We start from the raw sequence: 19657 nt of genomic DNA, 5'->3' as shown, positions 1-19657 counted from the left end.
GCGCAAGGATTCCGTCGTGGCCAATGACCGAGGTGCCAGGGCCCGACATCGCATGTCCCAGTCGTCCTCGGAACCCGACGAGGAGCTGATGCGCGCCCTGTACCGGGAGCACGCGGGCCCCTTGCTGGCGTACGTGCTGCGGCTGGTCGCGGGGGACCGCCAGCGCGCCGAGGACGTCGTCCAGGAGACGCTCATCCGTGCCTGGAAGAACGCCGGTCAGCTCAACCGTGCGACCGGATCGGTACGCCCCTGGCTGGTGACGGTCGCCCGGCGCATCGTCATCGACGGCCACCGCAGCCGGCAGGCCCGGCCGCAGGAGGTCGATCCGTCGCCGCTGGAGGTCATCCCCGCGGAGGACGAGATCGACAAGGCGCTGTGGCTGATGACGCTGTCGGACGCGCTCGACGACCTGACCCCGGCCCACCGGGAGGTCCTCGTCGAGACGTACTTCAAAGGGCGTACCGTCAATGAGGCGGCGCAGACACTGGGCATACCCAGCGGCACCGTTCGCTCCCGGGTGTTCTACGCCCTGCGTTCGATGAAGCTGGCTCTGGAGGAGCGGGGGGTGACGGCGTGATGAGCGGGTACGGGGGCGCTCAGGGATTCGGCGGGGGATTCGGCCCGGGCGACACGGGTAATTCTGTCCCCATGCAGGGATCACCGGCGTCGAACGAGCACGAGACCGTCGGCGCCTACGCCCTCGGCATCCTCGACGACGCGGAGGCCACCGCCTTCGAGGCCCACCTCGCCGGCTGCGAGTGGTGCGCCCAGCAGCTCGACGAACTGGCGGGGATGGAGCCGATGATGGCCGCCCTCGCGGACCTCCCCGGCACCGGTACGCCCGCGATCGCCGAGTCGCTGACGGCGAGGCCGAGCCCGGCGCTGGCGGAGAAGCTCGTCGACGAGGTCGCCGAGCGCCGCGCGAGCAAGCGGCGCCGCAACTTCTACCTGGTGGGCACCGCCGCCGCGCTGATCATCGGCGGCCCGTTCGCCGCCGTGGCGACCACGGGCGGCGGCGGTGACGACGGCGGCGGCAAGAAGACCGAGGCGACGCGGCAGGCCGGCAGCCCCGCCGAGTCCGCCTTCGCCGAGATGCCCGACCGCGTCACCGCCACCGACCCCGCCACCCGGGTCAGCGCGACCGTCGCCCTGGAGAAGAAGGCGTGGGGCACCGAGGCGGTGCTGGAGCTGAAGAACGTCAAGGGCCCCCAGAAGTGCTCCCTGATCGCCGTCGGCAAGAACGGCGAGCGCGAGACGCTCAGCTCCTGGACGGTCCCGGACTGGGGCTACGGCATCCCGGACGCCACCACCGAGAAGGCCAAGAAGCCCCTCTACGTGCACGGCGGCGCCGCCTTCGAACCCAACCAGATCGACCACTTCGAGGTCATGACCTTCGACGGCGAGCGGCTGGTGGAGGTGGACGCCTGAGGCCGTCCCGGGGCCTGTCCGGCGGACGGTCCCGGGACGGCCCCGGGCCGCGCCGTGGCTTCCGGCGTCCCCTTCGCGTACCTTTGACGGCTGCCCAGCACGTCAGAAGGGGGCCCGGTGGCCGCACAGGCGCAACAGGACTCAGCGGTCGACTCGGTGCACGACCCCGTACGGGAGGACTCCGTACGGGACCGAGAGATCAGCGTGGAACAGGCACACCTGGACCGGGTGTACCGCCGCCTCGAGGAGAAGATCCACGAGGCCGAGTTCCTCATGAACGACGCCGCGCAGCGCGGCCAGGTCGGCACCCCCGGCGCGCTGGCCGAGCGCGACGCCCAGGTCTTCCGGGCCGGCGTCCACCTCAGCCGTCTGAACAACGAGTTCGAGGACTTCCTCTTCGGCCGTATCGACCTGCTCCTCGGCAAGGACGGCAAGAAGGGCCCCGACGGCGCCTACACGGCCGTGGAGCCCGCCGAGGGCGCCCTCAGGCCCGACGGCACCGCCGACATCGCCGAGACCCTGCACATCGGCCGTATCGGCGTCCTGGACGAGGACTACGCGCCGCTGGTCATCGACTGGCGGGCGCCCGCCGCCGCGCCCTTCTACCGCTCCACACCGGTCGACCCGGGCCGCGTCGTGCGGCGCCGGGTGATCCGCTCCAAGGGGCGGCGCGTCCTCGGCGTCGAGGACGACCTGATGCGGCCCGAGATCAAGGCGAGCCTGGACGGCGAGGAACTGGCCGTCGTCGGTGACGGCGCCCTGATGGCCGCCCTCGGCCAGGCCCGTACGCACTCCATGCGGGACATCGTCGCCTCCATCCAGGCCGAGCAGGACCTGGTCATCCGCGCCCCCGCCGCCTCCGTGACCTACGTCGAGGGCGGCCCCGGCACCGGCAAGACCGCCGTCGCCCTGCACCGCGCCGCCTACCTGCTCTACCAGGACCGGCGCCGGTACGCGGGCGGCATCCTGATCGTCTCGCCGACCCCGCTGCTGGTGGCGTACACCGAGGGCGTGCTGCCCTCCCTCGGCGAGGAGGGGCAGGTCGCCATCCGCGCCATCGGCTCCCTGGTCGACGGCGCCGAGGCCACGCTGTACGACTCGCCGGCCACCGCCCGCGCCAAGGGTTCCTCGCGCATGCTGAAGGTGCTGCGCCGGGCCGCGCGCGGCGCGCTGGAGCCGGAGGGGTCGCCGACGCTGCTGAGGGTCGTCGCCTTCGGCCGCCGCCTCGAACTGGAGGCCGAGGAGCTGGCCGGCATCCGCCGCACCGCCCTCGGCGGCACCGCCCCCGTCAACCTGCTGCGCCCCCGCGCCCGCCGGCTGCTCCTGGACGCCCTGTGGGCCAAGTCCGGCGCCGCCGGCCGGCACACCGACCCGGAGCTCGCCGCCGAGCTGCGCTCCTCCTTCGACGAGGACGTCAGCTCCGAGGACGCCTTCCTCGCATTCCTCGACGCCTGGTGGCCCGAGCTGACCCCGGCCGCCGTGCTGGCGGCCATGGCGGACGAGCGGAAACTGGGCCGCTGGGCCCGGCGCGTGCTCAACCCGGGCGAGGTCCGCAAGGTGGCCCGGTCGCTGCGGCGCGAGGGCCACTCCGTGCACGACATCGCCCTGCTCGACGAGCTCCAGGCCGTCCTCGGCGCCCCGGCCCGCCCCCGCAAGCGGCGCGAGCTGGACCCGCTGGACCAGCTCACCGGCCTGGAGGAGCTGATGCCGCAGCGCGAGGAGACCCAGCGGGAGCGCGCCGAGCGCCTCGCGCAGGAGCGCGTCGAGTACGCCCACGTCATCGTGGACGAGGCCCAGGACCTCACCCCGATGCAGTGGCGGATGGTGGGCCGCCGCGGCCGGCACGCCACGTGGACGGTCGTCGGCGACCCGGCCCAGTCCTCCTGGTCCGACCCCGACGAGGCGGCTGCGGCCCGCGACGAGGCCCTGGGCACCCGCCCGCGCCGCCGCTTCGAGCTGACCGTGAACTACCGCAACCCGGCCGAGATCGCCGAGCTGGCGGCGAAGGTGCTGGCCCTGGCCATGCCGGGCTCGCAGTCCCCGGCGGCCGTCCGCTCGACGGGCGTGGAACCGCGCTTCGCGGTCGCGACGGACTCCCTGGAGGAGACCGTGCGGGCGGAGGCGGCCCGGCTGCTGGACCTCGTCGACGGCACCGTCGGAGTCGTGGTCGCCATGAACCGCCGCGAGGAGGCCCGGCGCTGGCTGGCCGGGCTCGGCGACCGCGTGGTGGCGCTGGGCAGCCTGGAGGCCAAGGGCCTGGAGTACGACGCCACGGTGGTCGTCTCCCCAGCCGAGATCGCCGACGAGTCGCCCGCCGGACTGCGGGTGCTGTACGTGGCGCTCACCCGGGCCACCCAGCAGCTGACGGTGGTCTCGTGCGAGCGGGACGAGCCGGACGCCGCGGGGGTGCCGGACCTCCTGCGGGACTGAGTCACCGGCACGTGCGAGAGGCCCGCGCCGTCCGACGGCGCGGGCCTCTCGTCTTCGTACAAGTGGCACCGACCCGCCATGCTCGCCTCGCGGCAAGTGGTCGCTCGTAGCGACGAAGGTTGGGCCCGGGGGCTTGGATCGAGCCGGTGCCACGTCCAAGGTAACAAACGATCCCCGCAAGGCAATTCCCGTCCCGCGGGTTCTTTCCCGGACTCGCGCACCGCTGGGGGCACCCCCTTCCCTAGGGGACCTACTTCTCGTATGGTGGAAGTCGTTTTCCGAAAGCGACGGTCCCCGGAGTGGACGGCGCGCGAACACAAAGTCCGCAACCCGGGGCGGCTACCACGTACTCGGTGGTAGGTGCGACGATCGGACGGCACAACGCAGTTACACGGTGAAAGCAGAGGAAGTCGGCCATGGCAACGGCGCCCAGCGTCTCCTACTCGATGACGGTCAGGCTGGAGGTGCCCGCCGGCGGAACAGCGGTCTCGCAGCTCACCACGGCGGTCGAGTCCTCCGGCGGCTCCGTCACCGGCCTCGACGTCACGGCGTCCGGCCACGACAAGCTCCGGATCGACGTCACCATCGCCGCCGGCTCGACCTCCCACGCCGACGAGATCGTGGAGCGGCTGCGCGGCATCGAGGGCGTCAGCCTGGGCAAGGTCTCCGACCGTACCTTCCTGATGCACCTCGGCGGCAAGATCGAGATGGCGTCGAAGCACCCCATCCGCAACCGTGACGACCTCTCCATGGTCTACACGCCCGGCGTGGCCCGCGTCTGCATGGCGATCGCCGAGAACCCCGAGGACGCCCGCCGCCTCACCATCAAGCGCAACTCCGTTGCGGTCGTGACGGACGGCTCGGCGGTCCTCGGCCTCGGCAACATCGGCCCGAAGGCCGCGCTGCCGGTGATGGAGGGCAAGGCGGCCCTGTTCAAGCGGTTCGCCGGCATCGACGCCTGGCCGATCTGCCTGGACACCCAGGACACCGACGCGATCGTCGAGATCGTCAAGGCCATCGCCCCGGGCTTCGCCGGCATCAACCTGGAGGACATCTCCGCGCCGCGCTGCTTCGAGATCGAGGCACGGCTGCGCGAGGCCCTGGACATCCCGGTCTTCCACGACGACCAGCACGGCACCGCCATCGTCGTCCTCGCCGCCCTCACCAACGCCCTGCGCGTGGTGGACAAGCCGATCGAGAACGTACGGGTCGTCATGTCCGGCGCCGGCGCCGCCGGTACGGCCATCCTCAAGCTGCTGCTCGCCGCCGGGGTCAAGAACGCCGTGGTCGCCGACATCCACGGCGTCGTGCACGCCGGCCGCGCCGACCTGGTCGACGCCGCCCCGGAGTCGGCGCTGCGCTGGATCGCCGACAACACCAACCCCGAGGGCCTCACCGGCACCCTGAAGGAGGCCGTGCACGGCGCGGACGTCTTCATCGGCGTCTCGGCCCCCAACGTCCTGGACGGCGACGACGTGGCCGCCATGGCGGACGGCGCGATCGTGTTCGCGCTCGCGAACCCGGACCCCGAGGTGGACCCGGCCATCGCCCGCCAGAGCGCGGCGGTCGTGGCCACGGGCCGCTCCGACTTCCCGAACCAGATCAACAACGTGCTGGTCTTCCCGGGCGTCTTCCGCGGCCTGCTGGACGCCCAGTCCCGCACGGTCAACACCGAGATGATGCTGGCCGCCGCGCACGCCCTGGCGGACGTGGTGACCGAGGACGAGCTGAACCCGAACTACATCATCCCGAGCGTCTTCAACGACAAGGTCGCCGGCGCGGTCGCGGGCGCCGTGCGGGAAGCGGCCAAGGCCGCCGGAGTGGTGGCGTAGGTCTCTCCGACGAGCTCAGGCGGCCCGTGTCGCGGTGGTGAGGATCACCTGCGCGGGCCGCCCCGTCGGCGCGTCGCGGGACGGCGGGCCTCGCATCGCCCTCTAGGGTGGCGCAAGGCTCAGGCCCTCTCCATCGTGTGACTCCCAAGGGTGTTCTCACGACTCCTGGGGGTGCCGGATTGGCTTTACCGCCGCAGGTGGAGGCAGGATGCCTCCCTGGGCGCGAGGGTCTGACGACCGACCCGGGTCCGGGGAGTGTCCGAGGCCCCTGGCAGCATCGGCATCGCTGTGCCCATCATGCGGCTCCGCCGCGTGGCACGCCTCAACGGCAAGAAGAACACGGGAGTAACAACATGAACCGCAGTGAGCTGGTGGCCGCGCTGGCCGACCGCGCCGAGGTGACCCGCAAGGACGCCGACGCCGTGCTGGCCGCGTTCGCCGACGTCGTCGGCGACATCGTCTCCAAGGGCGACGAGAAGGTCACCGTCCCCGGCTTCCTGACCTTCGAGCGCACCCACCGTGCCGCTCGCACCGCCCGCAACCCGCAGACCGGCGAGCCGATCCAGATCCCGGCCGGCTACAGCGTCAAGGTCTCCGCGGGCTCCAAGCTCAAGGAAGCCGCCAAGGGCAAGTAAGCGCTCCGCTCGGAGTGCCGGGGACTGCGCGGACCGTCCGTTCGGGCTGCGGCCGTGCGCGGCTGCGGGTTCGTCGTGGCTGGTCGCGCAGTTCCCCGCGCCCCTTCAGGGGCGTTTCGCTCAACGCCGATGGGGCGGTCACCCGATCTCGGGTGACCGCCCCATCGGCGTGTCCGGGGAGTGCTAGCCGAGCGCCTTGCCCGGCAGCTCGACCTTCGCGCCCAGCTCCACGAGCTTCTCCATGAAGTTCTCGTAGCCGCGGTTGATCAGGTCGATGCCGTGGACCCGGGAGGTGCCCTGGGCCGCGAGGGCGGCGATCAGGTACGAGAAGCCGCCGCGCAGGTCGGGGATGACCAGGTCGGCGCCCTCCAGCTTGGTCGGGCCGGAGACGACGGCCGAGTGCAGGAAGTTGCGCTGGCCGAAGCGGCAGTCGGAGCCGCCCAGGCACTCGCGGTAGAGCTGGATGTGGGCGCCCATCTGGTTGAGCGCGGAGGTGAAGCCCAGCCGGGACTCGTAGACCGTCTCGTGGACGATGGACAGGCCCGTGGCCTGCGTCAGGGCGACCACCAGGGGCTGCTGCCAGTCCGTCTGGAAGCCGGGGTGCACGTCCGTCTCCAGGGCGATGGACTTGAGCCGGCCGCCCGGGTGCCAGAAGCGGATGCCCTCGTCGTCGATCTCGAAGGCGCCGCCCACCTTCCGGAAGGTGTTCAGGAAGGTCATCATCGACCGCTGCTGGGCGCCGCGGACGTAGACGTTGCCCTCGGTCGCCAGTGCCGCCGAGGCCCAGGAGGCGGCCTCCAGGCGGTCCGAGAGGGCGCGGTGGGTGTAACCGCCCAGCTCGTCCACGCCCGTGATGCGGATCGTGCGGTCGGTGTCCATCGCGATGATCGCGCCCATTTTCTGCAGGACGCAGATCAGGTCCTCGATCTCCGGCTCGACGGCCGCGTTGGACAGCTCCGTGACGCCCTCGGCCAGCACCGCCGTCAGCAGCACCTGCTCGGTCGCGCCGACGGACGGGTACGGCAGCCGGATCTTGGTGCCGCGCAGCCGCTGCGGGGCCTCCAGGTACTGGCCGTCCGCACGCTTCTCGATCTTCGCGCCGAACTGCCGCAGCACCTCGAAGTGGAAGTCGATGGGCCGGCCGCCGATGTCGCAGCCGCCCAGGCCCGGGATGAAGGCGTGCCCGAGGCGGTGCAGCAGCGGGCCGCAGAACAGGATCGGGATGCGCGACGAGCCCGCGTGGGCATCGATGTCGGCGACGTTCGCGCTCTCCACGTGGGAGGGGTCGAGGACCAGCTCGCCGGGCTCCTCACCCGGGCGGACGGTCACCCCGTGCAGCTGCAGCAGCCCGCGTACGACCCGCACGTCGCGGATGTCCGGCACGTTGCGCAGCCGGCTCGGCGCACTGCCCAGCAGGGCGGCCACCATGGCCTTCGGCACGAGGTTCTTCGCACCGCGGACCCGGATCTCGCCCTCCAGCGGGGTCCCGCCGTGGACAAGCAGTACGTCATCAGTGCCGTTGACGGTCATGAATCTCGCGTTCCGTGGGGTTCGGGCAGGGGCCAGAAGGGAAAGGGTAATCGCCTTGTACCCCCGCCGAGTAAGCCCGCGCACGGTCCGGCAACGTCATGGATTTGTCACAACACGCGGCGTTCACCGGCGCGCACAGGGGGTCACGGCCGTGGAGCGTGCGCGGGGTGCGTGTTCACCCTCGTGCCCCCGATTGCCTCCCCACGACAGGGGAACATGCGGGATCATGTCAGGCATGACCGAGGTGTCCTCGCTCACGGGGCGGCTGCTCGTGGCAACGCCCGCCCTGGCGGACCCGAACTTCGAGCGTGCGGTGGTGCTCCTCCTCGACCACGACGAGGAGGGCTCCCTCGGTGTCGTCCTCAACCGTCCCACGCCGGTCGACGTGGGCGACATCCTGGAGGGCTGGGCGGATCTGGCCGGCGAGCCCGGCGTCGTCTTCCAGGGCGGCCCGGTCTCCCTCGACTCGGCGCTCGGCGTCGCCGTGGTCCCCGGCGGGGCCTCCGGCGAGCGGGCGCCGCTGGGCTGGCGCCGGGTGCACGGGGCGATCGGCCTGGTCGACCTGGAGGCGCCGCCGGAGCTGCTGGCGCCGGCCGTGGGCGCCCTGCGGATCTTCGCCGGGTACGCGGGCTGGGGGCCCGGCCAGCTGGAGGGCGAGCTGGGGGAGGGGGCCTGGTACGTGGTCGAGTCCGAGCCCGGCGACGTGTCCTGCCCGGTCCCGGAGAGACTCTGGCGCGAGGTGCTGCGCCGCCAGCGGGGCGACCTGGCGATGGTGGCGACGTATCCGGACGACCCGTCTCTCAACTGAAGCGTGTGAGCTTCAGTACCCTTGGCGGTTATGAGCACTCTCGAGCCCGAGCGCGGGACTGGTACGGGGACCCTCGTAGAGCCGACGCCACAGGTGTCCCACGGCGACGGCGACCACGAGCGCTTCGCCCATTACGTCCAGAAGGACAAGATCATGGCGAGTGCCCTCGACGGCACCCCCGTCGTGGCGCTGTGCGGCAAGGTCTGGGTACCGGGCCGTGACCCGAAGAAGTACCCGGTCTGCCCCATGTGCAAGGAGATCTACGAGTCCATGAGCGGCGGCGGGGACGAGGGCAAGGACGGCGGCAAGAAGTAGCGCCCCTGCCCCTTCGGACCTTTCAGACGTCCCGAAGGCCCCCGGAGTGTGCCCGCGCGCACTCCGGGGGCCTTCGCGTTGTCACGAAGTGGTTGAGACCTCTTGTGGACATGTTCATGTAGTCCATAACCTCCTGGATGTTGTGCAGAGCGAAATCGTCATTGCATATGTTGCAACGCACGTCCGGAGGATCACTCCATGAAGCTCGCCCCACGCCTGGCCGTCCTGCTGGCCGCCGCCGTCGTCACCGCGACCGCCTGCGCCCCCCAGACCTCCGACAACTCCTCCTCCGGCGAGGACGAGAAGAGCGGCACGCTGAGGGTCTGGCTCTTCCAGGAGGTCAACAACAAGCCCAAGGAGAGGGCCGTCGACGCGGTCCTCGCCGGCTTCGAGAAGGCCCACGAGGACACGAAGGTCACCGTCGAGTACATCCCGGTCGAGACCCGTGCCCAGCGCATCAAGGCCGCCTTCAACGACCCCGGCAGTGCCCCCGACGTCATCGAGTACGGCAACACGGACACCGCCGGCTACGTGAAGGACGGCGGACTCCTGGACGTCACCGAGGAGTTCGGGACCTGGGACGAGGCGAAGGACACCGACCCCACCGCCCGCCAGTCGGTCACCGTGGACGGCAAGGTCTACGGCGCCCCGTACTTCGTCGGCGTCCGCGCCCTGTACTACCGCACCGACGTCTTCGACGAACTCGGCCTGAAGCCCCCCAGGTCGCTGGACGAACTGGCGTCCACCGCGAAGACGATCCGGGCCGAGAAGCCCGGCCTCTACGGCATCGCCGTCGGCGGCGCCTACACCTACGGTGCCATGCCCTTCATCTGGGCCAACGGCGGCGAACTCGCCACCGGCAAGGGCGGCTCGTACGCCTCCGCCATCGACGGCGCCGCCGCGCAGAAGGGCATCGAGGCGTACACGTCCCTGTTCGGGGACGACAACTGCCCCGCCGCCAAGTGCGCCGGCATGGGCGGCAACGACACCGTCACGGCGTTCGCCTCCGGCAAGGCGGGCATGGCGATCGCCGGCGACTTCAGCCGCCAGGCCGTGGAGGCCGGTGAGGTGAAGGGCGAGTACGCGGTCGTGCCGCTGCCCGGCGTGCGGCCCGGTTCGATCGCCCCGGCCTTCGCGGGCGGCAACAACATCGGCGTGCTCAAGAGCACCTCGCACCGCACCCTGGCCGTGGACCTGATGAAGCGGCTCGCGTCGAAGGAGGCGCAGGGCGAACTGTTCGACGCGATGGGCTTCCTGCCCACCTTCACGGACGTACGGCAACGGGTCGCGGCCGAGGAGCCGTTCGTGAAGCCGTTCGTGGACACCCTCGCGGCGGGCACGAAGTTCGTGCCGGCTTCGGCGGCCTGGGCGACGATCGATTCGTCGCTGGTGCTGCCGACGATGTTCCAGGAGGTGGTGAGCGGCAGGAAGGACGTGGGGGCCGCCGCGGGGGACGCGGCCCGGAAGATGGACGACGCGTTCGGCTCCGCCGGATGAGTGCGCCTCCCGGCTCGGGCGGTGCGGTGCGATTGCGGGTGAGGCGCCGTCGTGGCTCGTCGCGCCCACGCGGCGGCAGCCGCGGATCCAACACAGCCCCGCACCCCTCGAGGGGCGCCTCCAGCACCCCTTGGTTGTATCTCGCGCCCGCTCTCGTCGTCCTCGGCGGGCTGCTCGTCTACCCCGTCTACCAGCTCGGGCTGATCTCCTTCCTGGAGTACACGCAGGCCCAGGTGTCCGGTGGGGAGCCGACCACCTTCCAGGGGTTCGGGAACTACGCCGAGCTCTTCGGGGACGCGCAGTTCTGGCGGGTGCTGGTGGCCACCGTCGTGTTCGCGGCGGCGTGCGTGGTGTCGACGCTGGCCGTCGGGTGTGCGCTCGCCGTGCTGCTCACGCGGGTGCGGGCCGTGCCGCGGCTCGTGCTGATGCTCGCGGCGCTGGGCGCCTGGGCGACCCCGGCGGTCACCGGGTCGACGGTCTGGCTGCTCCTGTTCGACCCGGACTTCGGCCCGGTCAACCGGGTGCTCGGTCTCGGCGACCACTCCTGGACGTACGGGCGGTACAGCGCCTTCGCGCTCGTCCTGCTCGAAGTGGTGTGGTGCTCGTTCCCGTTCGTCATGGTGACCGTCTACGCCGGCATCCGCGCGGTGCCGGGCGAGGTGCTGGAGGCCGCCGCGCTCGACGGCGCCTCGCAGTGGCGGATCTGGCGGTCGGTGCTGGCGCCCATGCTGCGGCCCATCCTGGTCGTCGTCACCATCCAGTCGGTCATCTGGGACTTCAAGGTCTTCACCCAGATCTACGTCATGACGAACGGCGGCGGCATCGCCGGCCAGAACCTCGTCCTCAACGTCTACGCCTACCAGAAGGCCTTCGCGTCCTCGCAGTACAGCCTCGGCTCGGCGATCGGCGTCGTGATGCTGCTGATCCTGCTCGCCGTGACGCTGGTCTACCTGCGGCTGCTGCGCCGCCAGGGGGAGGAGCTGTGAATCTTTCGCGCCTGCGCGTGCGCCGTCCGTGGCGGCTGGCGGCCGAGGCGTCGGCGCTGCTGATCGCCGTCGCGGTGGCCTTCCCGCTGTACTGGATGGTGCTGAGCGCCTTCAAACCGGCCGGGGAGATCGAGTCGAGCGAGCCTCGGCCGTGGACGCTGACCCCCACGCTGGATTCCTTCCGGCGGGTCTTCGGACAGCAGGAATTCGGCCGCTACTTTCTCAACAGCCTGCTCGTGGCGGGCACCGTCGTGGTCGCCTCGGCGCTGATCGCGTTCCTCGCGGCGACCGCGGTGACGCGTTTCCGGTTCCGTTTCCGGACCACCCTGCTGATCATGTTCCTGGTGGCCCAGATGGTGCCCGTGGAGGCGCTCACCATCCCGCTGTTCTTCCTCATGCGGGACTTCGGCCAGTTGAACACGCTGGGTTCGCTGATCCTGCCCCACATCGCCTTCTCGCTGCCCTTCGCGATCTGGATGCTGCGGGGCTTCGTGAAAGCCGTACCGGAGGCGCTGGAGGAGGCCGCCTGCATCGACGGGGCGAGCCGGACGCGATTCCTGTGGCAGATCCTTTTCCCGCTGGTCTTTCCGGGGCTGGTCGCCACCAGTGTCTTCTCGTTCATCTCGACCTGGAACGACTTCCTGTTCGCCAAGTCGTTCATCATCAGCGACACCTCCCAGTCGACGCTGCCGATGGCGCTGCTGGTCTTCTACAAGCCGGACGATCCCGACTGGGGCGGCGTGATGGCGGCCTCCACCGTGATGACGATTCCGGTGCTGGTCTTCTTCGTACTCGTGCAACGACGACTCGTCTCCGGCCTCGGCGGAGCGGTGAAGGACTGACATGACGGAAGCAACCGACGTGATTCCCCAGCCACAGCACGTGACGAGCCAGGACGCCTTCTTCGAGCTCGGCCCGGACACCGGGCTGGTGGCGGACGACGGCGCCGGGCGCACCGAGCGCTGGCTGCGGGCCACGCTGGGCGCGGCCACCGGCCTGCCGCTGGCCGCCGCGACGGGTGACGGCGGCGAGATCCGGCTGTCCCTCGACGGCGAACTCGCCACCGAGGGCTACCGCCTCGACGTCGCGCCGACGGGCGTGCACCTCACCGGCGGTGGTCCGGCGGGCCTCTTCTGGGGCGCCCAGACGCTGCGGCAACTGCTCGGCCCGGACGCCTTCCGGCGCGCCCCGCTGCCCGGCCGCCGCTGGCGGCTGCCGGCGGTGCGGATCCAGGACGCCCCCCGCTTCGGCTGGCGCGGCCTCATGCTGGACGTCGCACGGCACTTCATGCCCAAGGAAGGCGTGCTGCGTTACCTCGACCTGATGGCGGCCCACAAACTCAACGTCCTGCACTTCCACCTGACGGACGACCAGGGCTGGCGCGTCGAGATCAAGCGCCACCCCCGGCTCACCGAGCACGGCTCCTGGCGCTCGCGGACCAAATTCGGGCACCGCGCCTCGCCCTTGTGGGAGGACAAACCCCACGGCGGCTACTACACCCAGGACGACATCCGGGAGATCGTCGCCTACGCCGCCGAACGCCACATCACCGTCGTCCCGGAAATCGACGTACCGGGCCACTCCCAGGCCGCCATCGCCGCCTATCCGGAACTCGGCAACATCGACGTCGTGGACACCACCGCCCTCGCCGTCTGGGACACCTGGGGCATCTCCCCGAACGTACTCGCCCCCACCGACGACACCCTGCGCTTCTACGAGGGCGTGTTCGAGGAACTCCTGGAACTCTTCCCCTCGGAGTTCGTCCACATCGGCGGCGACGAATGCCCCAAGGACCAGTGGCGGCGCTCCGCCACCGCGCAGGCCCGCATCGAGGAACTCGCACTCGCCGACGAGGACGAACTGCAGGCGTGGTTCATCCAGCACTTCGACACCTGGCTCGCCGCACGCGGACGCCGGCTCATCGGCTGGGACGAGATCCTCGAGGGCGGACTGGCCAAGGGTGCGGCCGTGTCCTCCTGGCGCGGGTACGCGGGCGGGATCGCCGCCGCGCGCGCCGGACACGACGTCGTCATGTGCCCCGAGCAGCAGGTCTACCTGGACCACCGGCAGCACGCGGGCGAGGACGAACCCGTGCCGATCGGTTTCGTGCGCACCCTGGAGGACGTCTACCGGTTCGAACCGGTTCCGGTGGAGCTGACGCCGTCCGAGGCGGAACACGTGATCGGCACCCAGGCGAACGTGTGGACCGAGGTGATGGAGAACCAGCAGCGGGTGGACTACCAGACGTTCCCGCGGCTCGCCGCGTTCGCCGAGGTGTCCTGGAGCGCCCTGCCCGCCCCGGACGAACGGGACTTCGACGCCTTCGAGCGGCGGATGGCGGTCCATTACCGGCGGCTCGACGCGCTGGGCGTCGCCTACCGTCCGCCCGGCGGCCCACTGCCCTGGCAGCGGCGGCCCGGCGTCCTGGGCCGGCCGATCGACGGGCCGCCGCCGAACAAGTAGGGAAACACCGGAAGAAGCCCCGAAACGTCACCGAAGAGTGGCAACTCCCGGCAAGTCACGCCCACCGCGCCCACCTCCGTCACCGGCGCGATGTCCGGAGAAGACGTGCGAAAACGGACCATCTCGTCAATGAGGCGGGCGAATGCCTCCTAGCGGACCCCCGCGTTCGGGCCCTGCGAAGATGTGCCAGAGTTGCCACGTCCGCCCTGTGAGGTCGTACGGTACGGCCACATGGGCGGGACCAGGTGGGACAGCGGGAAGGGGCAGTCGGTTTGACCACGCACGCACCGCAGGCGGCGCAGGCCGTCACGCTGCCCACAACACTGGACGAGGCCGTGGCGGCACTGGCCGCCGTGCCCGCCGCCGTGCCGGTCGCGGGCGGCACCGACCTGATGGCCGCCGTCAACTCCGGTCAGCTCAGGCCCGCCGCGCTGGTGGGCCTCGGCCGGATCAGCGAGATCCGCGGCTGGCAGTACCAGGACGGCCACGCCCTGCTCGGCGCGGGACTCACCCACGCCCGCATGGGCCGCCCCGACTTCGCCGCGCTCATCCCGGCGCTCGCCGCCGCCGCGCGCGCCGCCGGTCCGCCGCAGATCCGCAACGCCGGCACCCTGGGCGGCAACATCGCCTCGGCCGCCCCCACCGGCGACGCGCTGCCGGTGCTGGCCGCCCTGGAGGCGACACTGATCATCGCGGGCCCGGACGGCGCCCGCCGGGAGGTGCCGGTCTCCCACCTGCTGGCCGGCATGGAGATGCTCCGCGCGGGCGAACTCATCGGCTACGTGCGCGTGCCGCTGCTGCACGCCCCCCAGGTCTTCCTGAAGGCGACCGGCCGCACCGGCCCGGGGCGCGCGATGGCCTCCGTCGCGCTCGTCCTCGACCCCGCCCGGCGCGGGGTCCGGTGCGCCGTCGGCGCCATCGCGCCGATGCCGCTGCGGCCCCTGGAGGCCGAGCAGTGGGTGGCCTCGCTCATCGACTGGGACAACGGCCGCGCGATCGTCCCGGAGGCGCTGCACGCCTTCGGCGAGTACGTCGCCGCCGCCTGCATCCCCGAAGCGGCCCCGGCGGAGGACGGCTCCGTACCGCAGCTGCCGCCCGCCGTACTGCACCTGCGGCGCACCGTCGCCGCGCTGGCCCGACGAGCACTGGGGAGGGCGCTGTCGTGACCGACGACCAGCACGACGACCGGCACGGACAGGGCACGCCCCCGAGCGGCGGACGCTGGGACCCGCTGCCCCAGGGCGACTACGACGACGGCGCCACCGCCTTCGTGAAGCTCCCCGAGGGCGGTGTGGACGCCCTCCTGGCCTCCGCCGACAGCCCGCTCGCCGCGCCCGGGCACGGCTACGTGCCGCCGCAGATCACGGTGACGCCCGCCACCACCGCCGGCACCGACCCGGCGGCCACCGGCACCTGGGCGATGCCGGCCGCACCCGTGGACGGCACGCAGTGGCACACCCCGGACGCCGGTCACGAGCCCGCCGACCCGCACCAGCAGGGGTACGCCGGGTACCCGCAGCAGGACCCCTACGGCGGAGCGGCACCGTACGACGCGAACGCCGGGCACGGCGACCGGTTCGCCTACCGGCCCGCGGCCACCGGCCAGTGGGACTTCTCCGAGGCCGCGGGCGGCGCCGGGGCGGCCGATCACGCGGCGCCCGAGTCCGGTGCCCTGCCCGGTGCCGCGTCCGGCCAGGACGTGACCGGGCAGTGGTCCATCCCCGTCGCCGACGGAGACCTGCCCGAGGAGTCGGGCGAGTTCACCCAGTCGTCCCTGGCCGAACAGTGGGGCGGCACCGCCCCGGCCACCCTGCCCGGCGGTGCCCCCGCGCCCTGGGCGACCCAGTCGGCCGGGCAGCCGTGGGGCGACCGCACGGAGCAGGCCGCGCCGGACACCGTGGAGCGGCCTGCCGGGACCACGCCGCCCGCGCCCGGGAACACGGCCGGCCCGTACCCGGCAGCGCCCGCACCGGCACCGGAGGCCGCGCGCCGGGCACCGGCGGCCGACGACACGGTGAACGACGCGGTGGCGGACGGTGAGTTCGACGGGACCGGGGAGTTCGGCGGGGCGCGGGAGTTCGAGGGGTCCGGAGGGTTCCGGGACGCCGAGGAGTTCCACGAGTCCGGCGAGTACCCGGGCGCCGACGCTTCCCGGGCGGCCGGAGAGGCCCCTGTGGGCGCCGTGGAGGGCTCCCCGGGCACGGACGGCACTCCTGGCCCGGAAGTGGCGCGGGAGGACGCTGACGCGCCTTCGGGGGGCGTCGTGCCCGTCGCCGGGCAGGAGCAGGCCCCGCAGTCCGGTCGGGAGGCCCCGGAGTCCGAGCCCGAGCCGGAACTCCGGTCGGGACAGGGCACGGAAGCCGGACGGGACCCGGAAACCGCGGGGGAGCAGGAGCCCGCGCGGGAGCCCGCGAACGCCCGCGAGCCGGAGCCGGAGCCCGAGCCCGTGACTGCGGCCGCCGCGGCCGAGCGGAACCCGGAGCCGGAACCCGGCGACGACCACCGCGCCGACCCCACCGCCCCGAGCACCGACCAGGCGATCCAGAACACCGATCCGGCCGACCCGACCGCCTCGGTCGACGCGACGGCCGCCGACCCGGAACAGCCCCCCGCCGACCGGGAACAGCCCCCCGCCGACCAGGAGCAGCCCCCCGCCGCCCCCTCGGGTGCTCACGAGGAGCACCCCCTCGCCTCGTACGTCCTGCGCGTCAACGGCGCCGACCGGCCCGTCACCGACGCCTGGATCGGCGAGTCCCTGCTGTACGTGCTGCGCGAGCGGCTCGGCCTCGCGGGTGCCAAGGACGGCTGCTCGCAGGGCGAGTGCGGCGCCTGCAACGTGCAGGTCGACGGACGGCTGGTCGCCTCGTGCCTGGTACCGGCCGTCACCGCGGCCGGCAGCGAGGTGCGCACGGTCGAGGGCCTCGCCGCCGACGGACGGCCGTCGGACGTGCAGCGGGCACTGGCCCGGCGGGGCGCGGTGCAGTGCGGCTTCTGCGTGCCCGGCATGGCGATGACCGTGCACAACCTCCTGGAGGGCAACCCGGCGCCGACCGAGCTGGAGACCCGGCAGGCGCTGTACGGCAACCTGTGCCGCTGCTCCGGCTACCGGGGCGTCCTGGAGGCGGTCAAGGAGGTCGTCGCCGAGCGTGAGGCGCACGCCGGCGCCGAGACGCCCGAGACGAACGCCGAGGAGCCCCGTATCCCGCACCAGGCGGGTCCGGGCGCCGGCGGCGTCAACCCGTCGGCCTTCGAGTCCCACGCCCCGCCGGGGACCCCCGACGCACCCGCGCCGCAGCCCTGGGAACCGCACGACCAGCCCTACGGCGACCAGCCCCACGGCCAGGACGGAGGCCACGCGTGAGCAACGACGCCGCGACTGCGGAGGCCACGGGAGCCACCGAGACGGCTCCCGCCCCCGAGCCGATCCCGCACGGCCTCGGCGCGTCCCTGCCGCCCGCCGACGCCCGCGCCAAGACCGAGGGCACCTTCCCGTACGCCGCCGACCTGTGGGCCGAGGGCCTGCTGTGGGCGGCCGTCCTGCGCTCACCGCACGCGCACGCGCGCATCGTGTCCATCGACACCACCCACGCGCGCGAGATGCCCGGGGTGCGGGCGGTCGTCACGCACGAGGACGTGCCCGGCGCCCCCCTGCACGGACGCGGCTCCCGCGCCGACCGCCCGGTGTTCGCCTCCGACGTCGTGCGCCACCACGGCGAGCCCATCGCCGCCGTCGCCGCCGACCACCCGGACACCGCGCGGATGGCCGCCGCCGCCGTCATCGTCGAGTACGAGGTGCTCGACCCGGTCACCGACCCGGAGCAGGCCTTCGAGGCCGAGCCCCTGCACCCCGACGGCAACCTGATCCGGCACATCCCGCTGCGGCACGGCGACCCGGAGGCGGCCGGCGAGGTCGTCGTCGAGGGCCTGTACCGCATCGGCCGCCAGGACCCGGCGCCCATAGGGGCCGAGGCGGGACTGGCCGTACCGCGCCCGGACGGTGGCGTGGAGCTGTACCTGGCCTCCACCGACCCGCACGGCGACCGCGACACGGCCGCCGACTGCTACGGCCTGTCACCCGAGCAGGTGAAGGTCGTCGTCACCGGGGTGCCCGGCGCCACCGCCGACCGCGAGGACCAGGGCTTCCAGCTGCCGCTCGGCCTGCTCGCGCTGAAGACCGGCTGCCCGGTGAAACTGACCGCCACGCGCGAGGAGTCCTTCCTCGGCCACGTCCACCGCCACCCCACCCTCCTGCGCTACCGCCACCACGCGGACGCCGAGGGCCGGGTGGTGAAGGTCGAGGCGCAGATCCTGCTCGACGCGGGCGCCTACGCCGACACCTCCTCCGACGCGCTGGCCGCCGCGGTCGCCTTCGCCTGCGGCCCGTACGTCGTCCCGAACGCCTTCATCGAGGGCTGGGCGGTCCGCACCAACAACCCGCCCTCCGGCCACGTCCGCGGCGAGGGCGCCATGCAGGTGTGCGCCGCCTACGAGGCGCAGATGGACAAGATCGCCAAGAAGCTCGGCCTGGACCCGGCCGAGGTGCGGCTGCGCAACGTCCTGGCCACCGGCGACGTCCTGCCCACCGGCCAGACGGTCACCTGCCCGGCCCCCGTCGCCGAACTCCTCCAGGCGGTCCGCGACTTCCCGCTCCCCGCCCTCCCCAAGGACACCCCCGAGGACGAGTGGCTGCTGCCCGGCGGTCCCGAGGGCGCGGGTGAACCGGGCGCGGTGCGCCGGGGCGTCGGCTACGGCATCGGCATGGTGCACATGCTCGGCGCGGAGGGGGCGGACGAGGTCTCCACGGCCACCGTGAAGGTCCAGGACGGCGTGGCGACGGTGCTGTGCGCGGCCGTCGAGACCGGCCAGGGCTTCACCACGCTCGCCCGGCAGATCGTGCAGGAGACCCTCGGCGTCGACGAGGTGCACGTGGCGCCCGTCGACACGGACCAGCCCCCGGCCGGCGCGGGCTGCCGCGGACGCCACACCTGGGTGTCGGGCGGCGCGGTTGAACGGGCGGCCAAGATGGTCCGCACCCAGCTCCTCCAGCCCCTGGCCCACCAGTTCGGGATGTCCACCGAGCTGCTCCAGATCGCCGACGGCAAGATCACCTCGTACGACGGCGTGCTGTCGACCACCGTCGCCGAGGCGCTGGACGGCAAGGAACTGTGGGCCACCGCCCAGTGCCGCCCGCACCCGACCGAGCCCCTGGACGAGACCGGCCAGGGCGACGCCTTCGTCGGCATGGCCTTCTGCGCGATCCGCGCGGTGGTCGACGTCGACATCGAGATCGGCTCGGTACGCGTCGTGGAGCTGGCCGTCGCCCAGGACGTCGGCCGGGTCCTGAACCCGGCCCAGCTCACCGCGCGGATCGAGGCGGGCGTCACCCAGGGCGTCGGCATCGCGCTGACGGAGAACCTCCGCACCCCGCGGGGCCTGATCCGCCACCCCGACCTGACCGGCTACGCCCTGCCGACCGCGCTGGACGCCCCCGACATCCGGATCGTGAAGCTCGTCGAGGAGCGGGACGTCGTCGCCCCCTTCGGCGCTAAGGCGGTCAGCGCGGTACCGGTGGTGGCCTCCCCGGCGGCCGTCGCCTCCGCCGTACGCGCCGCGACCGGCCGCCCGGTGAACCGCCTCCCGGTCCGGCCGCAGGCCGCGGTGGTGACCGGGAACTGAGCCGCCCGCGCGCGTGAGGCAACGCGCCGGGTGCGGGACGCGTCCTCCACAGGGACG

General features: G+C 72.6%; 15 protein-coding genes. 14 read left to right on the top strand and 1 reads right to left on the bottom strand.

Annotated features, from left to right (window positions below; translation table 11 throughout):
- The first annotated feature begins 52 nt into the window (after positions 1-52).
- From ACLIN4_RS13565 to ACLIN4_RS13545, 5 genes are all read left to right on the top strand, one after another.
- Positions 53-577, top strand: a complete 525-nt coding sequence (locus ACLIN4_RS13565; protein ID WP_007450155.1) for a sigma-70 family RNA polymerase sigma factor — start codon at positions 53-55, stop codon at positions 575-577.
- A gap of 71 nt (positions 578-648) precedes the next feature.
- Positions 649-1428 carry a zf-HC2 domain-containing protein gene (locus tag ACLIN4_RS13560; RefSeq protein WP_307652740.1) on the top strand — a complete coding sequence of 260 codons (780 nt, stop codon included), beginning with the start codon at positions 649-651 and terminating at the stop codon, positions 1426-1428.
- Between the two features lie 117 nt (positions 1429-1545).
- Positions 1546-3858: a HelD family protein gene (locus ACLIN4_RS13555; protein WP_179342564.1), complete on the top strand. Its 2313-nt coding sequence runs from the start codon at positions 1546-1548 to the stop codon at positions 3856-3858.
- A gap of 416 nt (positions 3859-4274) precedes the next feature.
- Complete coding sequence (locus ACLIN4_RS13550) at positions 4275-5690, top strand: NAD-dependent malic enzyme (RefSeq protein WP_100045649.1); 1416 nt, start codon at positions 4275-4277, stop codon at positions 5688-5690.
- Positions 5691-6043: 353 nt separating this feature from the next.
- Entirely contained in the window at positions 6044-6325 is a 282-nt protein-coding gene (locus ACLIN4_RS13545; protein WP_043372451.1) for an HU family DNA-binding protein, read from the top strand.
- Positions 6326-6508: 183 nt separating this feature from the next.
- Here the strand turns inward: ACLIN4_RS13545 and murA are convergent, their stop codons facing one another.
- Positions 6509-7855 carry a UDP-N-acetylglucosamine 1-carboxyvinyltransferase gene (gene murA, locus ACLIN4_RS13540; RefSeq protein WP_100045650.1) on the bottom strand — a complete coding sequence of 449 codons (1347 nt, stop codon included), beginning with the start codon at positions 7853-7855 and terminating at the stop codon, positions 6509-6511.
- Between the two features lie 235 nt (positions 7856-8090).
- On the opposite strand from murA, the gene ACLIN4_RS13535 reads away from it, so the two are divergent.
- From ACLIN4_RS13535 to ACLIN4_RS13495, 9 genes are all read left to right on the top strand, one after another.
- Positions 8091-8663 (top strand): YqgE/AlgH family protein, encoded by a 573-nt coding sequence (locus tag ACLIN4_RS13535; RefSeq protein ID WP_179342565.1) that lies wholly within the window; start codon positions 8091-8093, stop codon positions 8661-8663.
- Between the two features lie 30 nt (positions 8664-8693).
- Positions 8694-8978, top strand: a complete 285-nt coding sequence (locus ACLIN4_RS13530; protein WP_071528725.1) for a DUF3039 domain-containing protein — start codon at positions 8694-8696, stop codon at positions 8976-8978.
- A gap of 198 nt (positions 8979-9176) precedes the next feature.
- Positions 9177-10475, top strand: a complete 1299-nt coding sequence (locus ACLIN4_RS13525; RefSeq protein WP_290012868.1) for an extracellular solute-binding protein — start codon at positions 9177-9179, stop codon at positions 10473-10475.
- A complete protein-coding gene (locus ACLIN4_RS13520; protein ID WP_289903043.1) occupies positions 10472-11461 on the top strand; it encodes a carbohydrate ABC transporter permease in 990 nt (329 codons plus the stop codon). Before ACLIN4_RS13525 ends, ACLIN4_RS13520 begins: the two co-directional genes overlap by 4 nt.
- On the top strand, positions 11458-12303 hold the full coding sequence (locus ACLIN4_RS13515) for a carbohydrate ABC transporter permease (RefSeq protein ID WP_107478728.1): 846 nt from the start codon (positions 11458-11460) through the stop codon (positions 12301-12303). The genes ACLIN4_RS13520 and ACLIN4_RS13515 overlap by 4 nt, the downstream gene beginning before the upstream one ends.
- Position 12304: 1 nt before the next feature.
- Positions 12305-13924 carry a beta-N-acetylhexosaminidase gene (locus ACLIN4_RS13510; RefSeq protein WP_289903044.1) on the top strand — a complete coding sequence of 540 codons (1620 nt, stop codon included), beginning with the start codon at positions 12305-12307 and terminating at the stop codon, positions 13922-13924.
- A gap of 272 nt (positions 13925-14196) precedes the next feature.
- Entirely contained in the window at positions 14197-15090 is an 894-nt protein-coding gene (locus tag ACLIN4_RS13505; protein WP_100045656.1) for an FAD binding domain-containing protein, read from the top strand.
- The gene (locus tag ACLIN4_RS13500) at positions 15087-17285 is read left to right on the top strand and encodes a (2Fe-2S)-binding protein (RefSeq protein WP_411575815.1); all 2199 of its coding nucleotides are present in this window, start codon (positions 15087-15089) and stop codon (positions 17283-17285) included. Before ACLIN4_RS13505 ends, ACLIN4_RS13500 begins: the two co-directional genes overlap by 4 nt.
- Positions 17282-19600: a xanthine dehydrogenase family protein molybdopterin-binding subunit gene (locus tag ACLIN4_RS13495; protein WP_290012876.1), complete on the top strand. Its 2319-nt coding sequence runs from the start codon at positions 17282-17284 to the stop codon at positions 19598-19600. The genes ACLIN4_RS13500 and ACLIN4_RS13495 overlap by 4 nt, the downstream gene beginning before the upstream one ends.
- Positions 19601-19657: the final 57 nt, after the last annotated feature.

Source organism: Streptomyces mutabilis, from assembly GCF_046628145.1.
Taxonomy (GTDB): Bacteria; Actinomycetota; Actinomycetes; order Streptomycetales; family Streptomycetaceae; genus Streptomyces; species Streptomyces mutabilis.
Note: the sequence above shows the minus strand (reverse complement) of the source record. Positions and strands in the feature narration are given on the sequence as shown.

What these genes read in the sequence shown, in the direction of transcription:
- ACLIN4_RS13565 (WP_007450155.1), top strand. Translation starts at nt 53, where the DNA reads ATGTCCCAGTCGTCCTCGGAACCCGACGAGGAGCTGATGCGCGCCCTG.
- ACLIN4_RS13560 (WP_307652740.1), top strand. Translation starts at nt 649, where the DNA reads ATGCAGGGATCACCGGCGTCGAACGAGCACGAGACCGTCGGCGCCTAC.
- ACLIN4_RS13550 (WP_100045649.1), top strand. Translation starts at nt 4,275, where the DNA reads ATGGCAACGGCGCCCAGCGTCTCCTACTCGATGACGGTCAGGCTGGAG.
- ACLIN4_RS13545 (WP_043372451.1), top strand. Translation starts at nt 6,044, where the DNA reads ATGAACCGCAGTGAGCTGGTGGCCGCGCTGGCCGACCGCGCCGAGGTG.
- murA (WP_100045650.1), bottom strand. Translation starts at nt 7,855, where the DNA reads ATGACCGTCAACGGCACTGATGACGTACTGCTTGTCCACGGCGGGACC.
- ACLIN4_RS13535 (WP_179342565.1), top strand. Translation starts at nt 8,091, where the DNA reads ATGACCGAGGTGTCCTCGCTCACGGGGCGGCTGCTCGTGGCAACGCCC.
- ACLIN4_RS13530 (WP_071528725.1), top strand. Translation starts at nt 8,694, where the DNA reads ATGAGCACTCTCGAGCCCGAGCGCGGGACTGGTACGGGGACCCTCGTA.
- ACLIN4_RS13525 (WP_290012868.1), top strand. Translation starts at nt 9,177, where the DNA reads ATGAAGCTCGCCCCACGCCTGGCCGTCCTGCTGGCCGCCGCCGTCGTC.
- ACLIN4_RS13520 (WP_289903043.1), top strand. Translation starts at nt 10,472, where the DNA reads ATGAGTGCGCCTCCCGGCTCGGGCGGTGCGGTGCGATTGCGGGTGAGG.
- ACLIN4_RS13510 (WP_289903044.1), top strand. Translation starts at nt 12,305, where the DNA reads ATGACGGAAGCAACCGACGTGATTCCCCAGCCACAGCACGTGACGAGC.